This is a genomic window from Pelosinus sp. sgz500959, from assembly GCF_042610375.1.
Lineage (GTDB): Bacteria > Bacillota > Negativicutes > DSM-13327 > DSM-13327 > CTSoil-075.
The window spans coordinates 36,564-59,104 of record NZ_JBGJZL010000002.1 but is presented as its reverse complement, the minus strand read 5'-3'; the positions used below and the strand labels follow the sequence as shown (position 1 = coordinate 59,104).

21 protein-coding genes and 1 pseudogene are annotated in these 22,541 nt (G+C 37.1%); all 22 read right to left on the bottom strand.

Going from position 1 to position 22,541, the window contains the following annotated elements:
• Positions 1–74 precede the first annotated feature (74 nt).
• Positions 75–395: a hypothetical protein gene (locus ACAN52_RS02960; protein ID WP_378952002.1), complete on the bottom strand. Its 321-nt coding sequence runs from the start codon at positions 393–395 to the stop codon at positions 75–77.
• A 66-nt stretch (positions 396–461) separates the two neighbouring features.
• Positions 462–665, bottom strand: a pseudogene (locus ACAN52_RS02955) (DDE-type integrase/transposase/recombinase); the annotation flags it as partial.
• 47 nt (positions 666–712) lie between these two features.
• Positions 713–1,450 carry an RNA polymerase sporulation sigma factor SigE gene (gene sigE, locus ACAN52_RS02950; protein ID WP_378951999.1) on the bottom strand — a complete coding sequence of 246 codons (738 nt, stop codon included), beginning with the start codon at positions 1,448–1,450 and terminating at the stop codon, positions 713–715.
• Positions 1,441–2,364, bottom strand: a complete 924-nt coding sequence (locus tag ACAN52_RS02945; protein ID WP_378951996.1) for a sigma-E processing peptidase SpoIIGA — start codon at positions 2,362–2,364, stop codon at positions 1,441–1,443. The genes sigE and ACAN52_RS02945 overlap by 10 nt, the downstream gene beginning before the upstream one ends.
• Before the next feature lie 213 nt (positions 2,365–2,577).
• Positions 2,578–3,627 (bottom strand): cell division protein FtsZ, encoded by a 1,050-nt coding sequence (gene ftsZ, locus ACAN52_RS02940; protein ID WP_378951993.1) that lies wholly within the window; start codon positions 3,625–3,627, stop codon positions 2,578–2,580.
• A 31-nt stretch (positions 3,628–3,658) separates the two neighbouring features.
• Entirely contained in the window at positions 3,659–4,855 is a 1,197-nt protein-coding gene (gene ftsA, locus ACAN52_RS02935) for a cell division protein FtsA (protein WP_378951990.1), read from the bottom strand.
• Positions 4,856–5,001: 146 nt separating this feature from the next.
• Positions 5,002–5,331 carry a small basic family protein gene (locus ACAN52_RS02930; RefSeq protein ID WP_378951987.1) on the bottom strand — a complete coding sequence of 110 codons (330 nt, stop codon included), beginning with the start codon at positions 5,329–5,331 and terminating at the stop codon, positions 5,002–5,004.
• Positions 5,332–6,024 (bottom strand): DUF881 domain-containing protein, encoded by a 693-nt coding sequence (locus ACAN52_RS02925; protein ID WP_378951984.1) that lies wholly within the window; start codon positions 6,022–6,024, stop codon positions 5,332–5,334.
• A 61-nt stretch (positions 6,025–6,085) separates the two neighbouring features.
• Positions 6,086–6,841 carry a cell division protein FtsQ/DivIB gene (locus tag ACAN52_RS02920; RefSeq protein WP_378951981.1) on the bottom strand — a complete coding sequence of 252 codons (756 nt, stop codon included), beginning with the start codon at positions 6,839–6,841 and terminating at the stop codon, positions 6,086–6,088.
• A 127-nt stretch (positions 6,842–6,968) separates the two neighbouring features.
• Entirely contained in the window at positions 6,969–7,901 is a 933-nt protein-coding gene (locus ACAN52_RS02915) for a D-alanine--D-alanine ligase (protein ID WP_378951978.1), read from the bottom strand.
• A 12-nt stretch (positions 7,902–7,913) separates the two neighbouring features.
• Entirely contained in the window at positions 7,914–9,167 is a 1,254-nt protein-coding gene (gene murA, locus ACAN52_RS02910) for a UDP-N-acetylglucosamine 1-carboxyvinyltransferase (RefSeq protein ID WP_378951975.1), read from the bottom strand.
• Between the two features lie 89 nt (positions 9,168–9,256).
• Positions 9,257–10,636 (bottom strand): UDP-N-acetylmuramate--L-alanine ligase, encoded by a 1,380-nt coding sequence (murC, locus tag ACAN52_RS02905; RefSeq protein ID WP_378951972.1) that lies wholly within the window; start codon positions 10,634–10,636, stop codon positions 9,257–9,259.
• Positions 10,637–10,737: 101 nt separating this feature from the next.
• Complete coding sequence (gene murG / locus ACAN52_RS02900; RefSeq protein ID WP_378951969.1) at positions 10,738–11,844, bottom strand: undecaprenyldiphospho-muramoylpentapeptide beta-N-acetylglucosaminyltransferase; 1,107 nt, start codon at positions 11,842–11,844, stop codon at positions 10,738–10,740.
• Between the two features lie 49 nt (positions 11,845–11,893).
• Complete coding sequence (spoVE, locus tag ACAN52_RS02895; RefSeq protein WP_378951966.1) at positions 11,894–12,997, bottom strand: stage V sporulation protein E; 1,104 nt, start codon at positions 12,995–12,997, stop codon at positions 11,894–11,896.
• Positions 12,998–13,027: 30 nt separating this feature from the next.
• Entirely contained in the window at positions 13,028–14,386 is a 1,359-nt protein-coding gene (gene murD, locus ACAN52_RS02890) for a UDP-N-acetylmuramoyl-L-alanine--D-glutamate ligase (RefSeq protein WP_378951963.1), read from the bottom strand.
• A gap of 1 nt (position 14,387) precedes the next feature.
• Positions 14,388–15,359 (bottom strand): phospho-N-acetylmuramoyl-pentapeptide-transferase, encoded by a 972-nt coding sequence (gene mraY / locus ACAN52_RS02885; RefSeq protein ID WP_378951960.1) that lies wholly within the window; start codon positions 15,357–15,359, stop codon positions 14,388–14,390.
• A gap of 17 nt (positions 15,360–15,376) precedes the next feature.
• Positions 15,377–16,732, bottom strand: coding sequence for a UDP-N-acetylmuramoyl-tripeptide--D-alanyl-D-alanine ligase (murF, locus tag ACAN52_RS02880; protein ID WP_378951957.1), 1,356 nt, complete (start codon positions 16,730–16,732; stop codon positions 15,377–15,379).
• Positions 16,732–18,228 (bottom strand): UDP-N-acetylmuramoyl-L-alanyl-D-glutamate--2,6-diaminopimelate ligase, encoded by a 1,497-nt coding sequence (locus ACAN52_RS02875; RefSeq protein ID WP_378951954.1) that lies wholly within the window; start codon positions 18,226–18,228, stop codon positions 16,732–16,734. Before ACAN52_RS02875 ends, murF begins: the two co-directional genes overlap by 1 nt.
• A 190-nt stretch (positions 18,229–18,418) precedes the next feature.
• On the bottom strand, positions 18,419–20,506 hold the full coding sequence (locus ACAN52_RS02870; protein WP_378951951.1) for a stage V sporulation protein D: 2,088 nt from the start codon (positions 20,504–20,506) through the stop codon (positions 18,419–18,421).
• 24 nt (positions 20,507–20,530) lie between these two features.
• The gene (locus ACAN52_RS02865) at positions 20,531–20,962 is read right to left on the bottom strand and encodes a cell division protein FtsL (RefSeq protein WP_378951948.1); all 432 of its coding nucleotides are present in this window, start codon (positions 20,960–20,962) and stop codon (positions 20,531–20,533) included.
• A gap of 54 nt (positions 20,963–21,016) precedes the next feature.
• Entirely contained in the window at positions 21,017–21,955 is a 939-nt protein-coding gene (gene rsmH, locus ACAN52_RS02860) for a 16S rRNA (cytosine(1402)-N(4))-methyltransferase RsmH (protein ID WP_378951945.1), read from the bottom strand.
• 50 nt (positions 21,956–22,005) lie between these two features.
• Positions 22,006–22,437: a division/cell wall cluster transcriptional repressor MraZ gene (gene mraZ / locus ACAN52_RS02855; protein WP_378953085.1), complete on the bottom strand. Its 432-nt coding sequence runs from the start codon at positions 22,435–22,437 to the stop codon at positions 22,006–22,008.
• Positions 22,438–22,541 lie beyond the last annotated feature (104 nt).

Genomic DNA, 22,541 nt, shown 5'->3' with positions numbered 1-22,541 from the left:
AATAACATAAACTAAGTTTACTATCATATAATAATTATCATGTAGTAATAAAAAGATCTATCATTATGCCTACACTACGCTATCTTTCTTATTGTAATTACTGTATAAATCTCATTAATACCAGCGAAAGCAAGAGCAATTCCAAACCCACTACCCGCATGTCCTGTATTAGTAACATGCTGTATTTCAAACATTCTTGCTGTACTTATTGTAAATAAGCCTTGTATCACTGACCATTGAGATGACCAGTAGCTCATTATAGATCCAGCCTCAGAGGTTCCTAGCAAGGTTGTTGTAGAATCGGTAATATTTTGAAGTCTTGCTTTATGATGACACCTAATCACATATCCAGGGACACTAGCGAGTATTTCATAGTTCCAGCTTACAACAAGCACTGAGAATAACACCTATTTGATCCATTACAATAGCATTAAGTACCCTTGTACCTCATCCACATATATAAACTCATTTCCACGATCGGTATGAAGAAGACTGATGCTTTTCAAATTTATTTTAATGCTGGCAAATGCTTTATACACTAAGCTGGCATCCTTATGATCACCAGTGCTGTAGCCAATGATTTCTCGATTAAAGAGATCAATCAAGATGCAGATGTAGTTCTACTTATGATTGCCCCTTACATAAATCAGATCGCTTACAACAACAACAATAAATTACATTCCCTAAAAAAGGGAGCGATTAAGTTTGTAAATTAGCTCATATTATTCATGTATTTTTTCATTTTTTTCAATATTCGTTTCTCTAACCTAGAAATGTACGATTGAGATATACCCAACATATCTGCCACAGTTTTTTGTGTACGCTCTAATCCATCATCATGCAAACCAAAGCGAAGTTCCATAATGCGTCGTTCGCGACCGCATAACTTACTCATGGCATTATGTAATAGTGTTTTATCAACTTCTTCTTCTACAGATTTATAAATAATATCATTTTCCGTCCCCAAGACATCTGACAATAACAATTCATTTCCATCCCAATCAATATTTAATGGCTCATCAAAAGATACTTCTGAACGTGTTTTATTATTACGTCTTAAATACATCAAAATTTCATTCTCAATGCACCTTGAAGCATAAGTCGCCAATTTAATTCGTTTTACTGGATCAAATGTATTAACAGCCTTAATTAATCCAATCGTTCCTATACTAACTAAATCTTCAATGCCAACTCCTGTATTTTCAAATTTACGAGCAATGTAGACAACTAAACGTAAATTCCTTTCAATGAAAATGCTTTTTACCGTATGATCACCATTTTGTAAACGGACTAATAGAAATGTTTCTTCATCATTGCTCAAAGGAGGAGGTAACACTTCTGTACTACCTACATAAAAAACCTCATCACTTTCTACTAAGCGTAATAACTGCAAGATGGTGATGATTTTTAGTTTTATAACTAACTTAATAATCGGCCATGTTATGCGCATATACTTACCTCCTCTTTTTTACTTAGTTTATTCATGATCTGAGGGTGTAGCAATACATCATAGGCCCCATCCCCTGATAACGTTCCACTATAAATACCAATCATCACATCACCAATATCAATATCTCCACCTTTGCCTGTGATCATAAAATAATCAAGGCGAAACGCTAATAACATACTTTTATGACCGATGGAATGGTATGGAATAATTTGCACTCTTGATAACCATACTAGATCCATACATTCATTTAGATTAGACAACCATGTCTCTGGACTATGATTTTGCAAAAAATACTTCACTTGCTGACTTAGAAGTGGTTCAATAGCATGTTGATTAACTAATATAACAGGCTTACGGTCAATGAGTGTATATAATCCATTACCTGTATCAAGCATGGCAGTAAGTTCAATCCTTCGCTTTTCGTATTCAAGTATTACCTGATATAAATGACTATGGCGAGTCGCACGCACGATCATACGTCTTACAACAATCATAACTAAAGATATACCTAATAAACTTCCCCAGAGCAGATGTGTCCAAGATAAGTTAGTCAGTATGATCGAATTTCCCAAGTAATAGCTGGTTTGCCCAAAGTACAACCAGCCCACTACAGATCCACCTAAAATAAAAGATATAACATAAAAAAAAGCCACAAGTAAAAATATAATACGTCTTGGTTGAAAACCAAAGGCTAATAGGATTAATGAAAAAGCCATCAGCATCTTAAACCAAAAATGAGCCATCATCAGCATCCCCGGCAATAAAGAAATCAAAACATAACAACTACCAACAGTAGCAGATAATAAAATACGCCAAACTTTATATTTTATATCGGCTGTCCAAGCTGTTAATAATAAGATCACACTATTCATCACAAAATTTATAAAAAAAATCACATCAGCATACACATACATTCTCCCACCCTACCTATCGATATTTATAGCAGCTCTCCTATTCTATCTTTTTTTAAATTTTAAAAATAGTTTGGAATTTATTCCTATTATAACAAGTTAAACTTCTTTTTTTTGTAAAATCATGGTAAGTTTTTACAAATAAACATTACAAAAACAAACAAAAAAAGTACATGAAAACAAATGTTTTCATGTACTTTTTTTGTTTGTTTTTTATTAGCGTCTCATCCAGGCTGGTATATCCAAATCCCGAACTTTAAATGGCTCAATGACTGGAGTACTTTCATTTTTACCAGTATTGATCTGCATAGGCTTACCATCAAATCCTGTTGCAATAACAGTAACGCGTACTTCATCCTGAAAAGTTTCATCAATCACTGCACCAAAAATAATATTGGCTTGTGGATCAACAGCATCTGAAATAATGGCAGCGGCTTCATTTACTTCCAATAAACCCAAACTCGATCCACCAGTAATATTTAACAGAACACCTCGTGCTCCTTCAATGGAAGTTTCTAATAATGGACTCTTAATCGCTGCTTCGGCTGCCGTAACGGCTCGATTATCACCTGAACCGTAACCAATCCCCATTAATGCCGAACCTGTATCTGTCATAATGGTTTTAACATCTGCAAAATCTAAATTAATTAACCCTGGTACTGCGATCAAATCAGAAATACCCTGTACGCCTTGTCTAAGAACGTCATCAGCAATACGAAATGCATCAATCATTGATGTACGTTTATCAGCGACTTGCAATAGACGATCATTTGGTATGGTGATCAAGGTATCTACTTTTTCTTTCAGTTTTCCAGTCCCTAGTTCAGCCTGTCCTTGTCGCCTGCGTCCTTCAAAGGAAAAAGGTTTAGTAACAACTCCGACCGTTAACGCTCCTACCTCTTTTGCGCATTCAGCCACAATAGGAGCAGCGCCAGTCCCTGTACCGCCTCCCATGCCAGCTGTAACAAATACCATATCTGCGCCTCTTAATGCCTTGATGATTTCTTCACGACTCTCTTGCGCAGCTTTCTCTCCAATATCTGGATTCGCACCTGCACCAAGCCCTTTAGTCAGTTTTTCGCCGATCTGAATACGAACAGGAGCTTGAGAATGCATCAACGCTTGAGCATCCGTATTAACTGATATAAACTCTACACCATTGAGACCTGCAGCAATCATACGATTTACAGCATTATTTCCACCACCACCAACACCAATTACTTTAATTGCCGCAAATCGATCTAAATCCATATCTAATTCAAGCATGAAAATTCTCCCCCTTATTAGTTACAGTATATTAACTAGTTAACAAATTCTTAAACTTACTTACTAATGTACGCCAAGCATTATGACTACTGGCAACAGGAGCATCGGGTATATGATTTACAGCATATGTTAATACTCCATAACAAGCAAGATTAGTATGATTAGCATATTCAGGAAGTAATTCTTCTAGATTCACTTCCTCAACTGGAATACCAAATAACTTTTGGATATGATCTCGAATATCTAGCATGGCACTACAGCCACCCGTCAGCAAGATCTTATCAAATTTACTAAGTTCCATCGTCGATTTCAAATGCTCATGGATTAAATAAACAATTTCTTCGATACGACTTTCAATAATATCATATAAAAAATCATAAGAAAACTGTTTATCAATTGTTCCGTAACCATTACAATCTAAAATAATATTTTTTCCTCGCAAATTCTTGTCTAATTTTGAATAGTATCTTTTAATTTCTTCAGCATGTTGATAAGTAATCTCAAAACCATTCATTATATCACTCGTAATATAATGACCACCAAGTGCCAATGCCGCCGACAAATGGACTTGTCCATCACGAACTACCATCAATTCTGTTGTCCCCGCTCCAATATCCATAAATACATAATTTTCTGTACTTATATTTGACAATACTTGTGAAGCGACAATATGATTTGCTACAACGCCAACAATATGAATACCTAAACGCTCAACAGTATCAATTAACTTATAAACGCTCTCTCTAGGCATACTGACAATCTGTGCTTCTACTTCCAAATGAGAACATTGTTGCTGTAATGGTAAATGAGTTTGCCTTTGTTTATCAACCAAGAAACTTTTAGGTAAGATATGTAAAACTTCATGATCATCAGGTATACTCGCTAATATAGCAGCCTGATACACCCGTTCAATATCATCATGAATAATAACATCAGTCGTTGATAAGGAAATACTACCAATACCACTTATAGAACTAAGTTCCACTCCGCCAATACCAATATAAGCATCTTTGACCGAAATATGAGTGGCCATAACGGCACACTCAACAGCTTGACTAATTGCCATTGCGAGCTGCTCAACGTCTGTAATCGTTCCTTTGGCAATACCTACTGTTGGCATAGTACCATTACCTGCAACAAAAACCGTCCCATCTTTCATTTTATTGCCAATAAATGCCTTGATGGTACTCGTTCCTATATCAATTCCTAGGATGTATCTATTATCCATGTCTACCCTCACTTAGAAAATATTATATTACTTCCATATATTTCAACACATTTTTAAAATTTCCTTTTTTGATTATAATAAAAATACATAATTCCTAGAAAAATACATCAAAAGTCCTAGAAAAATAACTACTTTAAAAAAATAAATTATTTTTTAAGAAAATATCGACGCATAATTGCTAAATTTTGAAATATCCGTAACCCAAAAGCTAATAATGCGACATAGTATAGATCAATTCCTAATCGTTCACCTACATATACTAAACCTGCCGCCATTAATGCATTGGTAAAAAAACCAGTAATAAAGACTGTATTATCAAATTTTTCTTCGGCACCAGCTCTTAAACCACCAAAAACAGAATCCAAAGAAGCGAGTAATGCAACTGACATAAATTTAGCATATTCTACGGGTATCGTTAAAGGGAAAAAAGTTCCAACGAAAATACCAACCATGAGTCCAATCAGCGGTAAAACCATTTATTTACCACCATCCTTTACTGGTTTAGCGTATTCAAAACGAAATGTTCCTTTATAGGCTGGAATTTGTACAAGTTCTTGTACTTTAACAGATACTTGAATGCCCCAAAATTGTAATGTTTCAATGACTCCGCCACGCATCTTAAGAGCATTTTCTAATGTTTGTGGCTCACCAATGGCCCTTATTTCATATGGTGGTGAATAACGAGTATTATTTACCGAGAGAGTTGGGCCAGCACAACGTATTTCAGAAGTCGCAATTAATCTTTGTTCATTAATGGAGATAGCCTCAGCACCAGCCGCCCATAATTCGTTGATTACCTTCAGAATATCCTCATCATGGATTAAGTATAAATTTGGATTATCGCCTACTTTAGATAATCTTTTACTATCATCAACAGTTATAATAAGACCTTTACCTTCTAAGGCAACTGCGCCAGCACCCATTCTAATATTTTCACTTTCTTTAGTTGCCGACTCAAATCCTGGCGTTTTACGCAATTCTTGCATTTGCTTAAGTAAAATATCACGTTCTTTTTCAGTCTGACTTAAACGCTGAGATAAATCTTCAATTCGTTGAAAAGGAATACTTGATTTAATATCCTGGGTTGTACGGAACTGCAATGCTAACATAAACCCTAGTACTGTACATACCAAAGCAATGGCAACTTGCCCTTGTTTAATAGGTAACAACTTTTTTCGCTCCCTTCATTGATACACACTTGTCTCTATTGATTTTTTATAAATTTTATGATTACTGTTTGAACTTAATCACTGGTGAGGCAAAATTAAGATCAACATATTCAACCGATATTTTTTTGTCATTTAGCTCATGTAACATCTCATTTGTTATATTCGCCTTATCAGGTAAACGTTCACTATTCCCTAGACGAATATACATTGAATTAATAGTATAAGCAATAATTTGTTCTGATGCTTTTGAATTAATTTCAGAGAATTGATTTAGTGCCTTTTCATCTAACAAGGACAAATATTGTACGATTTTTTTAACCACTACATTGTCAATTGTATCACCAACATACTGATTCTCCAAGCGAATACCTGTAATCATCGGTACATTAACTTGCTTAATATTTTTATAAACAGCCAACACGATCCCTTGTCCATCTAGCTCTAAAAATCCATAATTACTCGCAATATATGCCATCGGCTTACGTTCTTTGATATTAATAACAATTGTTCCGGGAAATCGTCGTGATACATCAGTTTCAGCAATTCTCAAATCATGCATTAACCTTGTTTGTATATTGGCAGTATTTAAATTAAATATATTAATCGATTCAGGAATATTGGCAATACGATAAACCTCTTCGGTTGATACATATTTATTACCTTCGACAACCACTGAACCAACTGAAAAATAAGATGATTTAATAAATAATAATCCTGCAATTAATATAATAAGTATTAACAATAACCATACAAATCCTAATGCCGACATAGGATATTTATCTTTGCGTGGATATTGAAATTTTTCTGAAGACATCATACTATCACTCCCTACAACAACCTGGCCAATACACTTATAAAAGTAATCATACAACAAATCTAATGATATATACAATAGAAAAATTAGACAGCATCCTCAGATGCTGTCTATATCCTAGCCATCTAGTTTAATTGTATTCTGCCATACATAGTAAGCGTTCACACAAATCAGCAAATGATATTCCGACAGAGGCTGCAGCTTTGGGCACTAAACTTGTCGCCGTCATGCCTGGTATCGTATTTACCTCTAATACATAAGGTTTATTATCTTTGCCAAGCATAATATCGACTCGGGCAATACCACGGCAACCTAATTGACTAAAAGCCTCTAAAGCGACTTTTTGTACAAGATTAGTTGTATCATCAGGCAATTTGGCGGGAACAATATAGTCGGTAGCACCTTTAGTATATTTAGATTGATAATCATAACGTCCTGAATGAGGAACAATTTCAATAATAGGCAAAGCCTCAGGTTCATCATTCCCCCAAATCGCAACTGTTAATTCGCGACCTTCGATAAATTCTTCAACTAAAATAGTACGACTATATTTAAAAGCCTGATCAATTGCCGCTGAAATATCTTCACTTCTTTCAACAATAACAACACCAATACTAGAACCTTGTGCAGCTGACTTCACAACAAGAGGAATATTGAACTCCTCTGCTATGATTTTTACTAAACCAGTTTTCATATCAGCTTTCGTAAATAAACGCGAGTGTGGAGTCGGAATATTCCCTGATAAAAAAATTTTCTTGGTAATGCCTTTATCCATTGCCATGGCACTGGCCAATACACCAGATCCAGTATAGGGAATACCTAAAAGTTCAAGAGCCCCCTGCATGACTCCATCTTCACCATATTGACCATGGATGGCATTAAATACAAATTCAATCCCCGCCTCGGTCAATTGTTCCACAAAACGAGTAGGCTCAAGATCAATCGCTACTGCATTATATCCTTTTTCCTGAAGAGCCATCAAAATTGCTGCTCCAGTATTTAAAGAAACTTCTCTCTCGGCTGAGGTTCCTCCCATGACTACTGCAATTTTTTTATTTTTCATATAACAATCCTCCTAGTCCATTTTGTGCCTTGAAATATTAGCGCCTAAACTCTGTAATTTTTCTTCTAATCGTTCATAGCCCCGATCAATATGATATACATTTTCTATTTCAGAAATTCCTTCTGCAGCTAAAGCAGCAAGGACTAATGCTCCGCCAGCTCTAAGATCTGTCGCAGCAACAATAGCTCCTGTTAGTTTCGGTACACCGCGAATAATCGCTGTACGTCCTTCAACTTTTATTTTAGCTCCCATGCGAATTAATTCATTTACATGCTTAAAACGATTTTCAAAAATAGTTTCAGTAATAATACTTGTGCCCGTAGCAATCGTTAATAAAGATAATAAAGGTGCTTGTAAATCTGTTGGAAAACCTGGATAAGGTAAGGTTTTAAGATCAACACCACGTAGATCACCTGCTTTTATTCGAAGGCAATTACGTCCTATATTAATTTGTGCACCAATATCCTTTAATTTATCAATAACCGAAAATAGATGCTCTGATAAAATATTTTCTATGATCAGATCGCCATGGGTCATGGCTGCTGCCACTAGAAAAGTACCAGCCTGAATACGATCAGACATGACGGTATGCTCAACAGGAATCAATTTTTTTATGCCATTAATTATAATTGTGTCAGTACCGGCCCCTACAATCTGAGCCCCCATCTTATTAAGAAATGTCTGTAAATCAGAAATTTCAGGTTCACGAGCAGCATTTCTAATAATTGTAGAACCACTGGCTAGCACTGAGGCCATCATTGCATTTTCAGTCGCTCCTACACTTGGATAGTCAAAATTGATTTCACCACCCGTCAAACAATCGGCACGTGCTTCAATAAAACCAAACTTTTCCTCAACCTGAGCACCAATTTTCTCCAACGCTTTAATATGTAAATCAATCGGTCTTGGTCCAATGGCACAACCACCAGGATAAGATAACCTAACTTTTCGAAATTTCCCTAAGAGCGGACCCATAAGAAAAACGGAGGCCCGCATCTCCCGCATAAGGTGTTCAGGAATTTCTACCTCTTGTATATTGGTTGTGTCAATAATAAGAGTATTATTTTCTCTGGTAATTTTAGCTCCTAGTAATGATAAAATATCTTGCATAACCTTTATATCACGCAGATAAGGAATATCATGAATAACACTAATACCAGAACAGAGTAATGTTGCTGCCATAATTGGCAATATGGCATTCTTAGCTCCACTTACTCTGATATTACCATTTAAGCGTACTTCTCCCCTGACGATAAATTTCTCCATCGTCTCCCCTCCTAGAAAAGTACAATCACCCTATCTAATAAATATTCTATCTAAACATTTTCTTTATAATCTTATTAATAAACCAAAATCTATTCTTTTACCATTAACAATTCTACTAGTTCTTCACCTACGAGATAAACATTTCCTGCCCCCATGGTCATTACTAAATCACCGGGTTCAACAATTTGTCGTAAATATCGGGCAACTTTATCCTTATCGGCAATATAGATGACCTGCATGCCTGTTTGGCGTTCAACTTCTTCTTTTAACACCTCACCAGTAATCCCTGGAATGGGTTGTTCTCCTGCGGCATATATATCCGTAATAACCAATGTATCTGTTGGTCCAAAGGCACAACCGAATTCTTCACGTAAAAACTGGGTACGTGAATAACGATGAGGTTGAAACACACAGATCAATCGCTTAGGATCGGTCTGGCGCGCAGCCAATAAAGTTGTAGTGATTTCAGTAGGGTGATGAGCATAGTCATCAATAATCCAAACGCCATTGATCCGTGCCTTGGTTTGAAAACGACGCTTTGCCCCTTGAAAATGCGACAATCCTTCAGCAATTTGCGCAAAAGTAAGACCAACCGTCACTCCAACAATAACAGCAGCCAAAGAATTAGCTACGTTATGTCGTCCGGGAACATTAAGCTTTAAATTCCCCAACAACTGTCCTTCTTGATAAACATCATAAGTCGTGATAGCTCCTTGGGTACGAATATTACGTGCCATATATTGAGCATCATGCTCAATTCCATAAGAAATATAAGGTCTCTCTAAGTTAACAGCTAAATCACGAATATAGGCATTATCAAAACATAAAATCCCCAATCCTGTTTCCTTTGGCAATTTATGCAAAAATTGATTAAAAGTATGTAAGATATTTTCCATGGTTTTATAAAAATCCATATGATCATTTTCAATATTGGTCACAACAGCAATATGAGGTGAAAACTTCAAAAAAGATCCATCACTTTCATCAGCTTCAGCCACTAGATATTTACTCGTGCCCAATTTGGCATTACCATGCAAATAATCAACTTCACCACCAATAATTACAGTAGGATCAACACCTGCATGTTCGAGCATAACAGCGATCATTGCTGTAGTCGTCGTCTTACCATGAGCACCTGCGACAGCCACACCATGGTATTTGAGCATTAATTGAGCTATCATATCGGCACGATGAAAAATTGGAATACCTTTTTCTTTTGCCTCTTGAACTTCAGGGTTGCTCTCAGAAATGGCTGTTGACACGACAATAGCTTCCACATCATGAATATTTTCACGATGATGTCCCATAAAGATTTGGGCTCCACTTTTCTTAAGTTTATTGATTGTTTCATTTTCATTAAGATCGGACCCCGTAATCGTATATCCCATTTCCAATAATACTTTGGCAATTGCACTCATACCAGCACCACCAATGCCGATAAAGTGAATTTTTTTTATATTTTGCAGCAAAAATTATTCTCCCCTTTCTTGCCCACCCCTTTTTTTACCTGTTCTTATGCGTATGTTATTATATGCAAAGATTAGCAAGGGTGCTACCATTTGTATTGTTATTAAATCATTGTAAGGGCCATTTTTGCAATTGTTTCAGCAGCTTCTGGACAACCCATTCTTTTACTCGCAGCCGCCATTCCATCTAATTTTTGCGGACTGTTCATCAATTCATTCATCACTTCAATCAGTCGATATCCTGTCAACTCTGCATCACGAATAACCACAGCCGCCCCTTGCTGTTCCATTACCCTTGCATTAAATTCTTGATGATTTTCAGCAGCGTAAGGATAAGGAATCAGGATAGAAGGAATACCTTTTGCGGTTAGTTCTGCTAATCCAACAGCACCTGCCCTAAAGATTGCAAGATCAGCTACAGCCATAGCTTGCGGCATATTATACAAATACGGTCTAATGATAATATTACCAGCCTTTATTGTATCTATACAACATTCCTGTAACTTTCCAACTATGCCATTATACTCGTTTTGCCCTGTAACATGCAAGAGTTGTATATCTTTTCTACCAGCAAACTGCTGATAAACTTGTATCATAGCTTGATTAATACTACGCGCTCCTCGACTGCCCCCTGAGATCAAAACTGTCCGTTTAGCTGGGTCAAGACCAAGAGCAATAATCCCTTCTTCTCGAGTTGCAGATAATATTTCTGGCCGTATGGGGTTACCACTAATAAATACTTTTTCTTTACGTGTAAAATATTTTTGTGCTTCCCCATATCCGACTGCTATTTTATCAACAAACCTGGATAGAATTTTATTCGTAATACCAGGAATAACATTTTGTTCTTGAATCATCGTTGGAATACCCATCATACTAGCAGTCAACAAAACCGGCCCACAGACATACCCTCCTGTCCCAATAACGAGATCAGGTTTGAACTCTCGAATAATTTTTCTTGATTGATTGATACTGCCGAGCGTCTTGATGATGGTTTGTATGTTTTGGATTGATAAACGTCGTTCAAAGCCTCGTACATCAATCGTACGAAAATCAAAACCCTCTTTAGGTATGATATTAGACTCTAACCCGTGCTGTGTACCAATAAATAAGACTTCACATGACTGGGTATTTTTTTGAATTGCTCTAAGTATAGTAATAGCGGGGTAGATGTGCCCACCTGTTCCCCCGCCAGACATGATTATGCGCATATTGTACAGCTCCCTTAAAGTGAGATAAGAAAAGACTCAACTTTTATATTTATTTATCATGTATATATCTTGATATATTTAACAAGATACCAACTCCAGTTAAAGTAAATATTAATGCAGACCCGCCAAAGCTAATAAAGGGTAATGGTATCCCAGTCACTGGCATGGAAGCGGTCACTACAGCAATATTCATCAGTGCTTGCATAATAATCATTGTCGTTAAACCTGCGGCCAACATGCTACCATAAAGATCAGGTGCTTCTATAGCTACTTTAAAACCGCGCCATGCAAATAAAAAAAATAATAATATCACTGTTATTGTTCCAATAAAACCTAACTCTTCTCCTAAAATAGCAAAAATAAAATCCGTATGAGGTTCAGGTAAATATAGAAATTTTTCACGACTACGTCCAAGGCCTACACCAAATATACCACCTGATCCTAGGGCATATAAGGATTGAATGATATGGTAACCTGTATCAAGAGGATCGGCCCATGGATTACTAAAAGCCAATAATCTCTTGAGACGATATGGCTCAAGAATGATGGCAGCAATAATGCCAATAATACCGACGAGACCAAGAGATGTCAAATGAGATAATTTTGCTCCTGCAGTAAAGAGTAATATAAAAATAGTTCCACCAATTGCTAGTGCAGTACCAAGATCGGGCTCCTTTAAAATTAAACCAAATACCACTAATAAGATCATGAGCTGTGGAACAAGGCCTTTCATAAAGCTAGTTATTTTATCCTGATGTCGCGCTAAACTGGCTGAGCAGAATACCACCATGCCCAGCTTAGCAATTTCTGATGGTTGTAAATATAAAGAACCAAATCCTAACCACCTACGAGCACCATTAACAACTTTTCCCAATCCTGGTATCAACACTAAAATCAATAGTATAATTGTCACGATCAAAGTTGGTGTAGCTAACTTTCGCCATGCATGATAATCAATATTTAAAGTCAATAGCATGGCAATAATTCCTAAAGTCACCCAGATAATTTGGCGCTTTAGAAAATAATAACTATCATTGAAGTTGACATAGGCTGAGACAGCGCTTGAGCTATATACCATGACTACACCAAAACTTAATAATGCAATCACAGTGAAAAAAAGCATGAAATCCAGCGACTTAGGTCTAACCGTCAAAGCAACTCCCCCCTAACATATCATTGGAGCCTATTTCAAGTCACAAACCAACTCTTTAAACAATCTACCTCGTTCTTCGTAACTGCGGAACATATCGTAACTCGCACATGCTGGTGATAACAAAACCACTTGAGGTTTTTTCGCCAATTGATGAGCCAAAGACACCGCATCAGCCAAACTCACTACACTATGTATATTTTTTACATCATGCTGCTGGGCCGCTATTTTAAAACGCTCAGTAGCCTCACCAATCAAAATCAAATGATCTACTTTCTCGTGAGCGAGATTCATAAATGCTGTTAAATCTGTATTTTTATCTCGTCCTCCAGCAATTAAAATGATATTTTTTTCAAAGGATTCTAGTGCTTTAATCGAAGATTCAGGATTAGTTGCTTTTGAATCATTATAATAAACAACATCATCGATACTCATAACCATTTCAATGCGATGCTCAACACCAGAGAAGTCATGTATAGTTTGCACCATATCCTCTAATTTAACCCCTGTTAAAAAGCCAATACTGCAAGCTGCTAAAACATTTTCAACATTATGATTACCTCGCAATTGTATCTGATCAACAGAACACACTGGAATCACTTTATTATTCCAGTTTATTGTAATGATCCCATCTTTTATAAAAATTCCTGTTGTTAACTCTGTTTGTCGACTGAAGAAAAATACTTTAGAAGGCACTCGACTCTCCATATCACGAACTATAGGATCATCATAATTGAGAACCATATAGTCATCCTGAGTTTGATTGGCAAAAACTCGTTCTTTCATCGCGACATAATTTTCCATAGAATAATGACGATCCAAATGATCAGGAGTAATATTCAAAACAGCAGCAATATGCGGTTTAAAATCAATAATTCCTTCTAGCTGAAAACTAGATATTTCAGCAATGACAATACCATCATTCTTGACTTGTGCGACTTCTTGAGATAATGCCAAACCAATATTACCGCCTACAACCACATCACGCCCCATAGTTTTAACCATCTCGCCAACCAGCGTGGTTGTCGTAGTTTTACCATTAGTTCCAGTAATAGCGACAATTGGTACTGTACACAAGCGATAGGCGACTTCAATTTCGCTCATAATGGTGATCCCTTTATTTTGGGCTGCCGCTATAAGAGGGATATGAATCGATATACCAGGTGATACAACTACATAATCAATCCCTTCAAGTAATTCTTCATCTTGTCTGCCTAAAGCCAATATAACACCACACTCACGAGGGAGGCTAAAATTCGTATTTTTAAATAAATATTCTGCCTTAGCATCACTTAATACAACTTGCGCACCTTTATTTTGTAAAACATGGGCAACTGAAATACCACTTACCCCTGCACCGAGAACTAATACTTTTTTATTCGTAAAAGGCATATTATATTCCTCCCCGACTAATAGCTAAAATGAGTAAAGCAATTGCACTAAAAAGAATTCCTGTCAACCAAAAAACAGTTACTACCTTAACTTCTGACCAACCTGACAATTCAAAATGATGGTGGATAGGGCTCATGCGAAAGACTCGTTTTCCTGTTAATTTAAATGAAATAACTTGTATAATAACCGACAATGCTTCAAAAACAAATACACCACCTACAATAGCAAGAAGGATTTCAGTTTTAGTCATCACTGCCACAGCTGCTAATGCACCACCCAAAGCTAATGAACCGGTATCCCCCATAAAGATCTTCGCTGGATGAGCATTATATTTTAAAAATCCAAGACTAGCGCCAGCGAGTGATACACACAAAATCGCCAAGTGAGGTTTTCCAAAACTCATAGCAATCACAGTATAAGCTAATGCTGCTACAGTGGTAGTACCAGCAGCTAAACCATCAAGGCCATCAGTTAGATTTACAGCATTAGTCGTACCGACTAGCACAAAAAAGATTAAGACATAATATAAGGGACCAAGTTCAAGATTCATATCAAGTATTGGTATCCACAAATCAGTACCACGTCCCATATAGTTCGTAGCAATATATGACAAGGCAACAGCCATAATGATTTGCCCTAAAAGTTTTTGTCTAGCCTTGAGACCAAGAGAACGTTTTAAAACAACTTTTATAAAATCGTCAATGAAACCAATTAAACCATGGCCTAAGGTTACAAATAATGCCAACCATATCTCATTATTATTACCACCATAAATTAAAACAGGCACCACGAATGCAATTAAAATAATAATACCACCCATGGTAGGAGTTCCTGCCTTTGCAAAATGCCGTTCAGGACCATCCTCTCGGATGCTCTGACCAAATTTCAAACGCCTAAGCAAAGGAATAACAAGGGGGCCAACAACTAATGCTATCACAAATGCCATCCCTAAGGCATACAACAATTCTTGCATAATTACCTCCCAAATTTTTAACGAAACATTGTAATGATATTCTCCATTTTCATTCCTCGTGATCCTTTAATCAAAATAGTATCACCAGGTTGAATGATTTTTTTTAATCTTTCCTGCGCTTCATCATGGCTATGACAAGCAATGCTCATTGCTAGCCCATGTTCCTTAGCAGACTGAGCAATATGACTTGCTAATGTACCGACAGTGACCACAATATCAATATGACATTGTGCTAATTTTTCTCCAATCTGCCGGTGAGCTTCCACACCAATATGACCAAGTTCTAACATATCACCCAATACAGCTACTTTTCTGTTTATAGCAATTTCCCCGAGAGTATTTATCGCAGCTAACATTGACATAGGACTGGCATTATAAGCATCATTGATCACAGTATAATCACCAATTTTTTCAATATGTAGCCTCATGGGACTGGCATTAAACTGACTTAAGCCCGCACAAATTTCTTCAAAATTCAAACCGACTTCCAAGCCAACAGCAATGGCAGCCAAGGCATTATATATATTATGCCTGCCAACAGTAGGAAGATGCACAGAAAAAACGCCTTGAATCGAATGACATTCAAAATTCATGCTGGAAATATCAGCATGAATTTTATCTCCTCTTATCTCTCCACATTCCAAACCAAATAAAGAAAGTCGACTCGTTACGTGCATCGCCATCGCCTTCACATAGTCATCATCCCCATTTAATATGGTTAAACCATTTTCAGGAATAACTTCTAATAGTTCAGCTTTAGCTGAAGCAATGGCCTCGATTGAACCAAGTAATTCAATATGGGTCTCACCAACATTTGTAATGACAGCGATCGTTGGTAGAGCAATATGCGCTAATTGGCTAATTTGTCCCTTGCCTCTCATCCCCATCTCCACAACTGCAACTTCATGTTCATCTGTCAATTCTAAAAGAGTTAAAGGTAATCCAATTTCATTATTATAATTGGCTTTTGTCTTTAAAACCTTAAACCGGCTACTTAGAATGGCTGCGGTCATATCTTTGGTTGTAGTTTTACCATTAGACCCTGTAATCGCAACAATAGGTATGCTAAACCGTTGTCGATGAAAACGCGCTAAATCTTGTAAAGCCGTAAGTGTATCATCAACTAAGATCACACTGATATTAGATGGATTTTTTTGATTTGGACGACTCGTAATAACACCGATAGCCCCATTTTTGACTGCTTGTTCAATAAAATCATGACCATCAAAGGTTTCACCAACCAAGGGAATGAATAAATCACCGGGCTTAACATCGCGTGTATCAGTCGAAATTCGCGTAAAAACATCATGAACAGTTCCACTGGCTACACCCTTGGTGGCCAAGCAAACTTCATGAATTGTAAACCTTGCCATTATATCATCTCCTTGATGATTTCCCTAGCCACTTCTTTATCATCAAAGGAAATCGTGCGATCTTTAAGAATTTGATAATCTTCATGCCCTTTACCAGCAATGATTACAATATCATCAATCTCAGCCATATGTAAGGCTCGCTCAATAGCTTGACGACGATCAGTAATTTTCTCATAGATTTTTCCCCCAGTGAGTCCAGTTTTTATGCCAATCTCAATTTCATTCAGAATAAGATCGGGATCTTCACTCCGAGGATTATCAGATGTAGCAATGACAATATCACCATACTCAGCAGCAATTTTGCCCATAATAGGTCGTTTCGTTCGATCACGATCACCGCCACAACCAAATACTACAATAATTTTTTTCTTAGCGATCTGTTTTGCAGTTCTTAGAATATTTTCTAATCCATCAGGCGTGTGTGCATAGTCAACAATCACACTAAAGGATTGGCCAACCTGAACAAGTTCAAAACGTCCTGGGACGCTTTGGAACTTTTCAAGAGTTTTTTTAATAACCTGATGATCGATCCCCTCAGCGAAAGCTGCACCAACAGCTGCCAATACATTGTAGACATTAAATAACCCCGTAATCTTAAGATCCAATGGCATGAGACCAAAAGAGCTGCTCTTAATATCAAACTGCGCTCCAGTTGACTGTATATTGACATGATCTGCTTTTAGATTAGCATCAGCATGGATCCCATACGTTATCGTATTGCATTGGGTGCGTTGCAGAATAGTAGCAGCAGCTTCATCATCTACATTAATGATAGCAGTTTTTCCCTTTTTATAATTTTCTTCGCCACTAAGAGACTGAAATAATTTTGCCTTTGCAGATAGATAATTCTCAAATGTCACATGAAAGTCTAAATGATCACGAGTTAAATTCGTAAAAATACCAACATCAAACTCACAACCAGCGACTCGTTCAAGCTCTAAAGCATGAGATGATACTTCCATGACAACATAATCGACTTGATTTTCTACCATTTCAGTTAAAAGATTTTGTAAATCAATCACATCTGGTGTCGTATTCTTACTCGGAACAATACGTTCACCAATACTATTTTGAATGGTTCCGATCACTCCGACCTTAAATCCTGCTTCTTGTAAAATACTTTTCAGCAAATAGGTCGTTGTCGTTTTACCATTTGTACCAGTCACTCCTATCATACGCAACTTACGACTAGGATACCCAAAAAAATGGGGAGTCATCATTCTGATCGCCTTCTTTGTATCAGCAACTGTAATGACTGTCAAATTCTCTGGAATATGATCAACCTCTTTTTCTACAAGTACTGCAGTTGCACCTTGTGCATAGGCCTCTGCAATGTGTTGGTGACCATCTGTTTTGAAACCTGTTAAGCATACAAATAAAGTTCCTGGTACAACTTTTCTTGAGTCATGAGCCAATGCCTCAATCAAAAGATCTGCTTCCCCTTGAATTTTTGCATCAGGTAATAAAGCGACTAAGTCTCTTAATGCTTTTGCCATGTCAAATTCCTCCTATATCTCAACGATTATGACTCATTTTATTATTATTACTGTAATTACCAATTTTATCACAATAAAGAACGTATTGCTATATTGATTAATTCCATAATTTATAATTTATGTCTATCAATCTTATTTTTAATTTGATAAGTGATTGATCAAATTAAAAAAGTCCTATGATTTTGATCTTTTAATCAAAAAATACAGTAACAATTGTTCCAGGAGGTACTTTTTCACCTGGTAATGGCTGTTGTTTGAAGCTTTTTAAACCCATTCCTTCTGGTTTAACACTCAAACCTGTTTCTGCCAGTAAATCAATGACTTCTCGTAATGATCGTCCCCCACAATCAGGCACAGTAATTTCATCGACTCCATAACGTGGTGTCATGGTATACAACAGTACACTTGAATCTTTAGGAACACGACTGCCTGGTTTAGGAATTTGATCAACGATACGATCACCCATTTCTTCGATTCTCCCCTGCAAACCGACCTTATGTAGTTCTTGCTGTGCCTCAGAAGTCAATAAATTAATAACACTTGGTACTATGATGTGAGTTTCTTGCTTATCACTAGCAGTTTTTTTCAAATCACCTGGCATAATTTTAAGATATTGTAAGATATCTTTCATGACAGCAGCAAAAGCAGGAGCAGCAATCTGTCCACCATAGTATAAACCAACAGGTTCATCGATAACCACTAACATAACAATTTTGGGATCATCTGCTGGTGTAAAGCCGGCAAAGGATGCTATATATTTGCCTGCCATATAACCACCAGATCCTACTTTTTGCGCGGTGCCAGTCTTACCTCCAATACGAAACCCATCAAGATATGCACTTTTACCGGTACCATTTTCAACGACACTTTCTAATACTTTTTTTACTTCTTGGGCAGTTTGTGGATCAACAACTTGCGTGACAATATCAGGTTGAAAACCACGGATGACTTCTCCAGTCTGCTCTCTTACTTCTCTGACAATTTGCGGTCTTAGGCGTTGACCATCATTAGCAACTGCTGCAACTGCCGTTGCTAACTGCATAGGAGTAACAGCAATACTCTGTCCCATCGACATTGTTGCAATATCAAGAGGTTTTACCTTTGATTTTTCAATTACAATTCCTTTTGCTTCACCTGCTAGATCAACATTTGTCAGTTGCCCTAAACCAAAAGCATCTAAATACTTATAGAAGGAATCACTCCCGAGTTTAAGACCAACATTAACAAAACCGACATTACATGAGTTTTCTACAACCTCTTGAAAGCTTTCACTGCCATGTCCGCCAGCTTTCCAGCAATGGATATGACGTCCCTGTACTTCTACGGAACCAGGATCAAAAAAACGATCGGTCAAACTCACTACCTTTTCCCCAAGAGCTGCTGTTGTTGTAATAATTTTAAAGGTTGAGCCAGGTTCATATGTATTAGCTACAGCAATATTACGCCATAATTTGGGTGCATATTCGGCAAACCGATTTGGATTATAATCAGGGCGATTTGCAAGTGCCAATATTTCACCAGTATGAGGTTCCATTGCGATGATGGTAGCAGCCTTTGCACCAGTTTCTTGCATGACTCGTTCGAGCTGACGTTCAATAATTTGTTGAATCACGATGTCAATTGTTAAATAAACATTATACCCATCAATCGGTTTAATAAAGCGATGGGATGCATAAGGTATTTCTCGCCCTCGAGCATCATATTCAATGACAATACTACCACTACGACCTTTCAAATAATGATCAAAAGTTAACTCTACGCCATCAAGCCCTTGGCTGTCAATACCCGTAAACCCTAATATATGAGATGCTAAATTTTCTTGAGGATAATAACGCCGACTTTCTTGAGTCAGACCAATCCCTGATAAGTTCAGACTTTTTACATCCTTTGCCATATTATTATCCACTTTACGTTTTATCCATGTAAAAGCCTGACGTTTTCTTAATTTTTCAGATAGTTTATCCCTATCTAACGCCAAAATAGCAGCCAACTTGGCTGCCGTTTCATCTACGTCTAATATTTCAGCTGGTATAGCATATACAGACTCCGTACTAATGCTTACACCGAGTTCTCTACCGTTACGATCAAAAATTGTCCCCCGCTTTGACTCTACAGGAATATCTCGAATTCGCTGATCAAGGGCATTTTCAGTTAACCAATTACTTTTAAAAAATTGAAGGTACATGAGACGAAAACCAAGTGCTACCATGATGACTGCAATAAATAGGAAAAGACAAGTTACCCGTTTTCGAATGGTAACATGTGTGGATAAAGCCAACAGCCTCTCCTCCTACCGTTGAAGTTATAGTCCTTTATTGGACTTCAAAGTATTGACCACTTGACTAACCAAACCTTTTTCTTTCTCCGTATTAGTTGGGGCATTCTGTGGAATATTCGCTGCACAATATACATCTTTGGGTACAACCATACCTAGTTCAGTTGTCGCAATGGATTGAATGCGCTGTGGTGATTTTAATTTCGCAATATCAAGGCTTAATAGCTCATTCTCCCGTTGTAAACTAACGACTTGCGACTTCATCTGTACTAAATCATAACCATTTCTAACAATTGCTTCACTGCGTACAGTTGAAACCATCGCAATTGCAAATAGTAACATAACGGTTGCTAAACACTTAGCGCGTAGCGCAATATCAAGTTTTGGCAAAGACCTTCTAACAGGTGGGATTTCGTGTTGCTCATAAATATTACTTTGTTGTTTTCGATTTACTAACATATATACTCCCCTCCTTGAAAATTAGACCAAATTTTTATGATATTACACGACTTATTATTGAACTATTTTTTCAGCAACCCGCAACTTAGCACTTCGTGCGCGAGGATTTTCTTCTAGCTCAATTGCTGATGGAACTCTAGGTTTACCTAATACTTTAATTTGCGGTTTATGATTACACATACATATAGGTAAAGATACTGGGCAAATACATCCTTTTGCCATTTGTTGCAGTGTTTGTTTTGCAATACGATCTTCCAAGGAATGAAAGGTAATAATACACAATCGCCCACCAATTGCCAATCTTTCAATCGAAGTCGTAAATGCTTCTTTTAAAATCCCTAGTTCATTATTTACCTCAATGCGTATCGCTTGGAAAGTTCTTTTCGCCGGATGGGGACCATCACGTCTTGCTGCAGCGGGAATGGCCTTTTTTATCACTGTGACCAATTCACCTGTTGTCTCGATTGGCTGATTCATACGTCCTTCAACAATAAATTTAGCAATTCTTTTTGCCCAACGATCTTCGCCATAGTCTATAATAATTTGTGCTAACTGCTCTTCAGAGTAATGATTTACAACATCATATGCTGAGAACTTTGCAGTCGGGTTCATACGCATATCCAGCGGAGCATCTTGCATATAAGAGAACCCTCTTTCAGCAATATCAAGTTGATGGGATGAGACTCCTAAATCAAACAATATGCCATCTACTTGATTAATCTGCAACTCATCTAAAACACGACCAATATTTTCAAAATTACTTTGTACAATATCCACTTGACAACTTGCATTAGCCAATCTTTTTTTTCCGGTTTCAATGGCAGCTGGATCTTGATCAATCCCGATAAATCGACCTAAAGAGTTTAATTGGCTCACAATCTTAGCAGCATGGCCGCTACCACCTAAGGTACAATCGACATAAACCCCTTCAGGATTCGTTACTAATGCAGATACACTTTCTTCTAACAATACACTAACATGATGAAATTCCACCGTAGTTTACCACCTTTATCAACACTATATATTTATCTTATATACAGTCTTTATATTCCTAAATCCACTAAATTCTCAGCAATTTGAGCCACTGTAGGGCCAATCTGTTCGTTATACTTATCCCAAGTTTCTTTATTCCATATTTCAACACGATTTGATACACCAACAATCACTACATCTTTATCGATATGAGCGTATTCTCTCAGATTACTAGGTAATACGACTCTTCCTTGTTTATCACATGCAAGTTCAGCGCCACCTGAAAAAAAGAATCGAATAAAAGCTCGTGCCTCAGGTTTTGCTAAGGGTAATTGTTTTAACTTACTTTCTAGAATAGCCCATTCTTTCTGATCATATACAAATAGACAATGATCAAGACCTTTGGTGACAACGAAACTCGCTCCTAGTTCCTCACGAAACTTAGCCGGCAAGATGATTCGTCCTTTATCATCAATACTATGCAGATATTCCCCCATCAACATAGCCTTATCACCACCATATTTATACATCCACCACTTTGCTCCACTATGACCCACTTTTACTATTCGATTCAGAGAAAAAAAATCCTTCTCTATTTTTGAAATAA

Excerpts from the sequence above, each read along its gene's own strand:
- ACAN52_RS02945 (WP_378951996.1), bottom strand. The coding sequence starts at position 2,364 with ATGTATGTGTATGCTGATGTGATTTTTTTTATAAATTTTGTGATGAAT.
- ACAN52_RS02875 (WP_378951954.1), bottom strand. The coding sequence starts at position 18,228 with ATGGCAAAAGCATTAAGAGACTTAGTCGCTTTATTACCTGATGCAAAA.
- mraZ (WP_378953085.1), bottom strand. The coding sequence starts at position 22,437 with ATGTTGATGGGGGAATATCTGCATAGTATTGATGATAAAGGACGAATC.
- murA (WP_378951975.1), bottom strand. The coding sequence starts at position 9,167 with ATGGAGAAATTTATCGTCAGGGGAGAAGTACGCTTAAATGGTAATATC.
- sigE (WP_378951999.1), bottom strand. The coding sequence starts at position 1,450 with ATGCGCATAACATGGCCGATTATTAAGTTAGTTATAAAACTAAAAATC.
- mraY (WP_378951960.1), bottom strand. The coding sequence starts at position 15,359 with ATGCAAGAATTGTTGTATGCCTTAGGGATGGCATTTGTGATAGCATTA.
- ACAN52_RS02865 (WP_378951948.1), bottom strand. The coding sequence starts at position 20,962 with ATGTTAGTAAATCGAAAACAACAAAGTAATATTTATGAGCAACACGAA.
- ftsZ (WP_378951993.1), bottom strand. The coding sequence starts at position 3,627 with ATGCTTGAATTAGATATGGATTTAGATCGATTTGCGGCAATTAAAGTA.
- ACAN52_RS02930 (WP_378951987.1), bottom strand. The coding sequence starts at position 5,331 with ATGGTTTTACCGCTGATTGGACTCATGGTTGGTATTTTCGTTGGAACT.
- ACAN52_RS02920 (WP_378951981.1), bottom strand. The coding sequence starts at position 6,841 with ATGATGTCTTCAGAAAAATTTCAATATCCACGCAAAGATAAATATCCT.
- murG (WP_378951969.1), bottom strand. The coding sequence starts at position 11,844 with ATGCGCATAATCATGTCTGGCGGGGGAACAGGTGGGCACATCTACCCC.
- ACAN52_RS02915 (WP_378951978.1), bottom strand. The coding sequence starts at position 7,901 with ATGAAAAATAAAAAAATTGCAGTAGTCATGGGAGGAACCTCAGCCGAG.
- ftsA (WP_378951990.1), bottom strand. The coding sequence starts at position 4,855 with ATGGATAATAGATACATCCTAGGAATTGATATAGGAACGAGTACCATC.
- murD (WP_378951963.1), bottom strand. The coding sequence starts at position 14,386 with ATGCCTTTTACGAATAAAAAAGTATTAGTTCTCGGTGCAGGGGTAAGT.
- murF (WP_378951957.1), bottom strand. The coding sequence starts at position 16,732 with ATGGCAAGGTTTACAATTCATGAAGTTTGCTTGGCCACCAAGGGTGTA.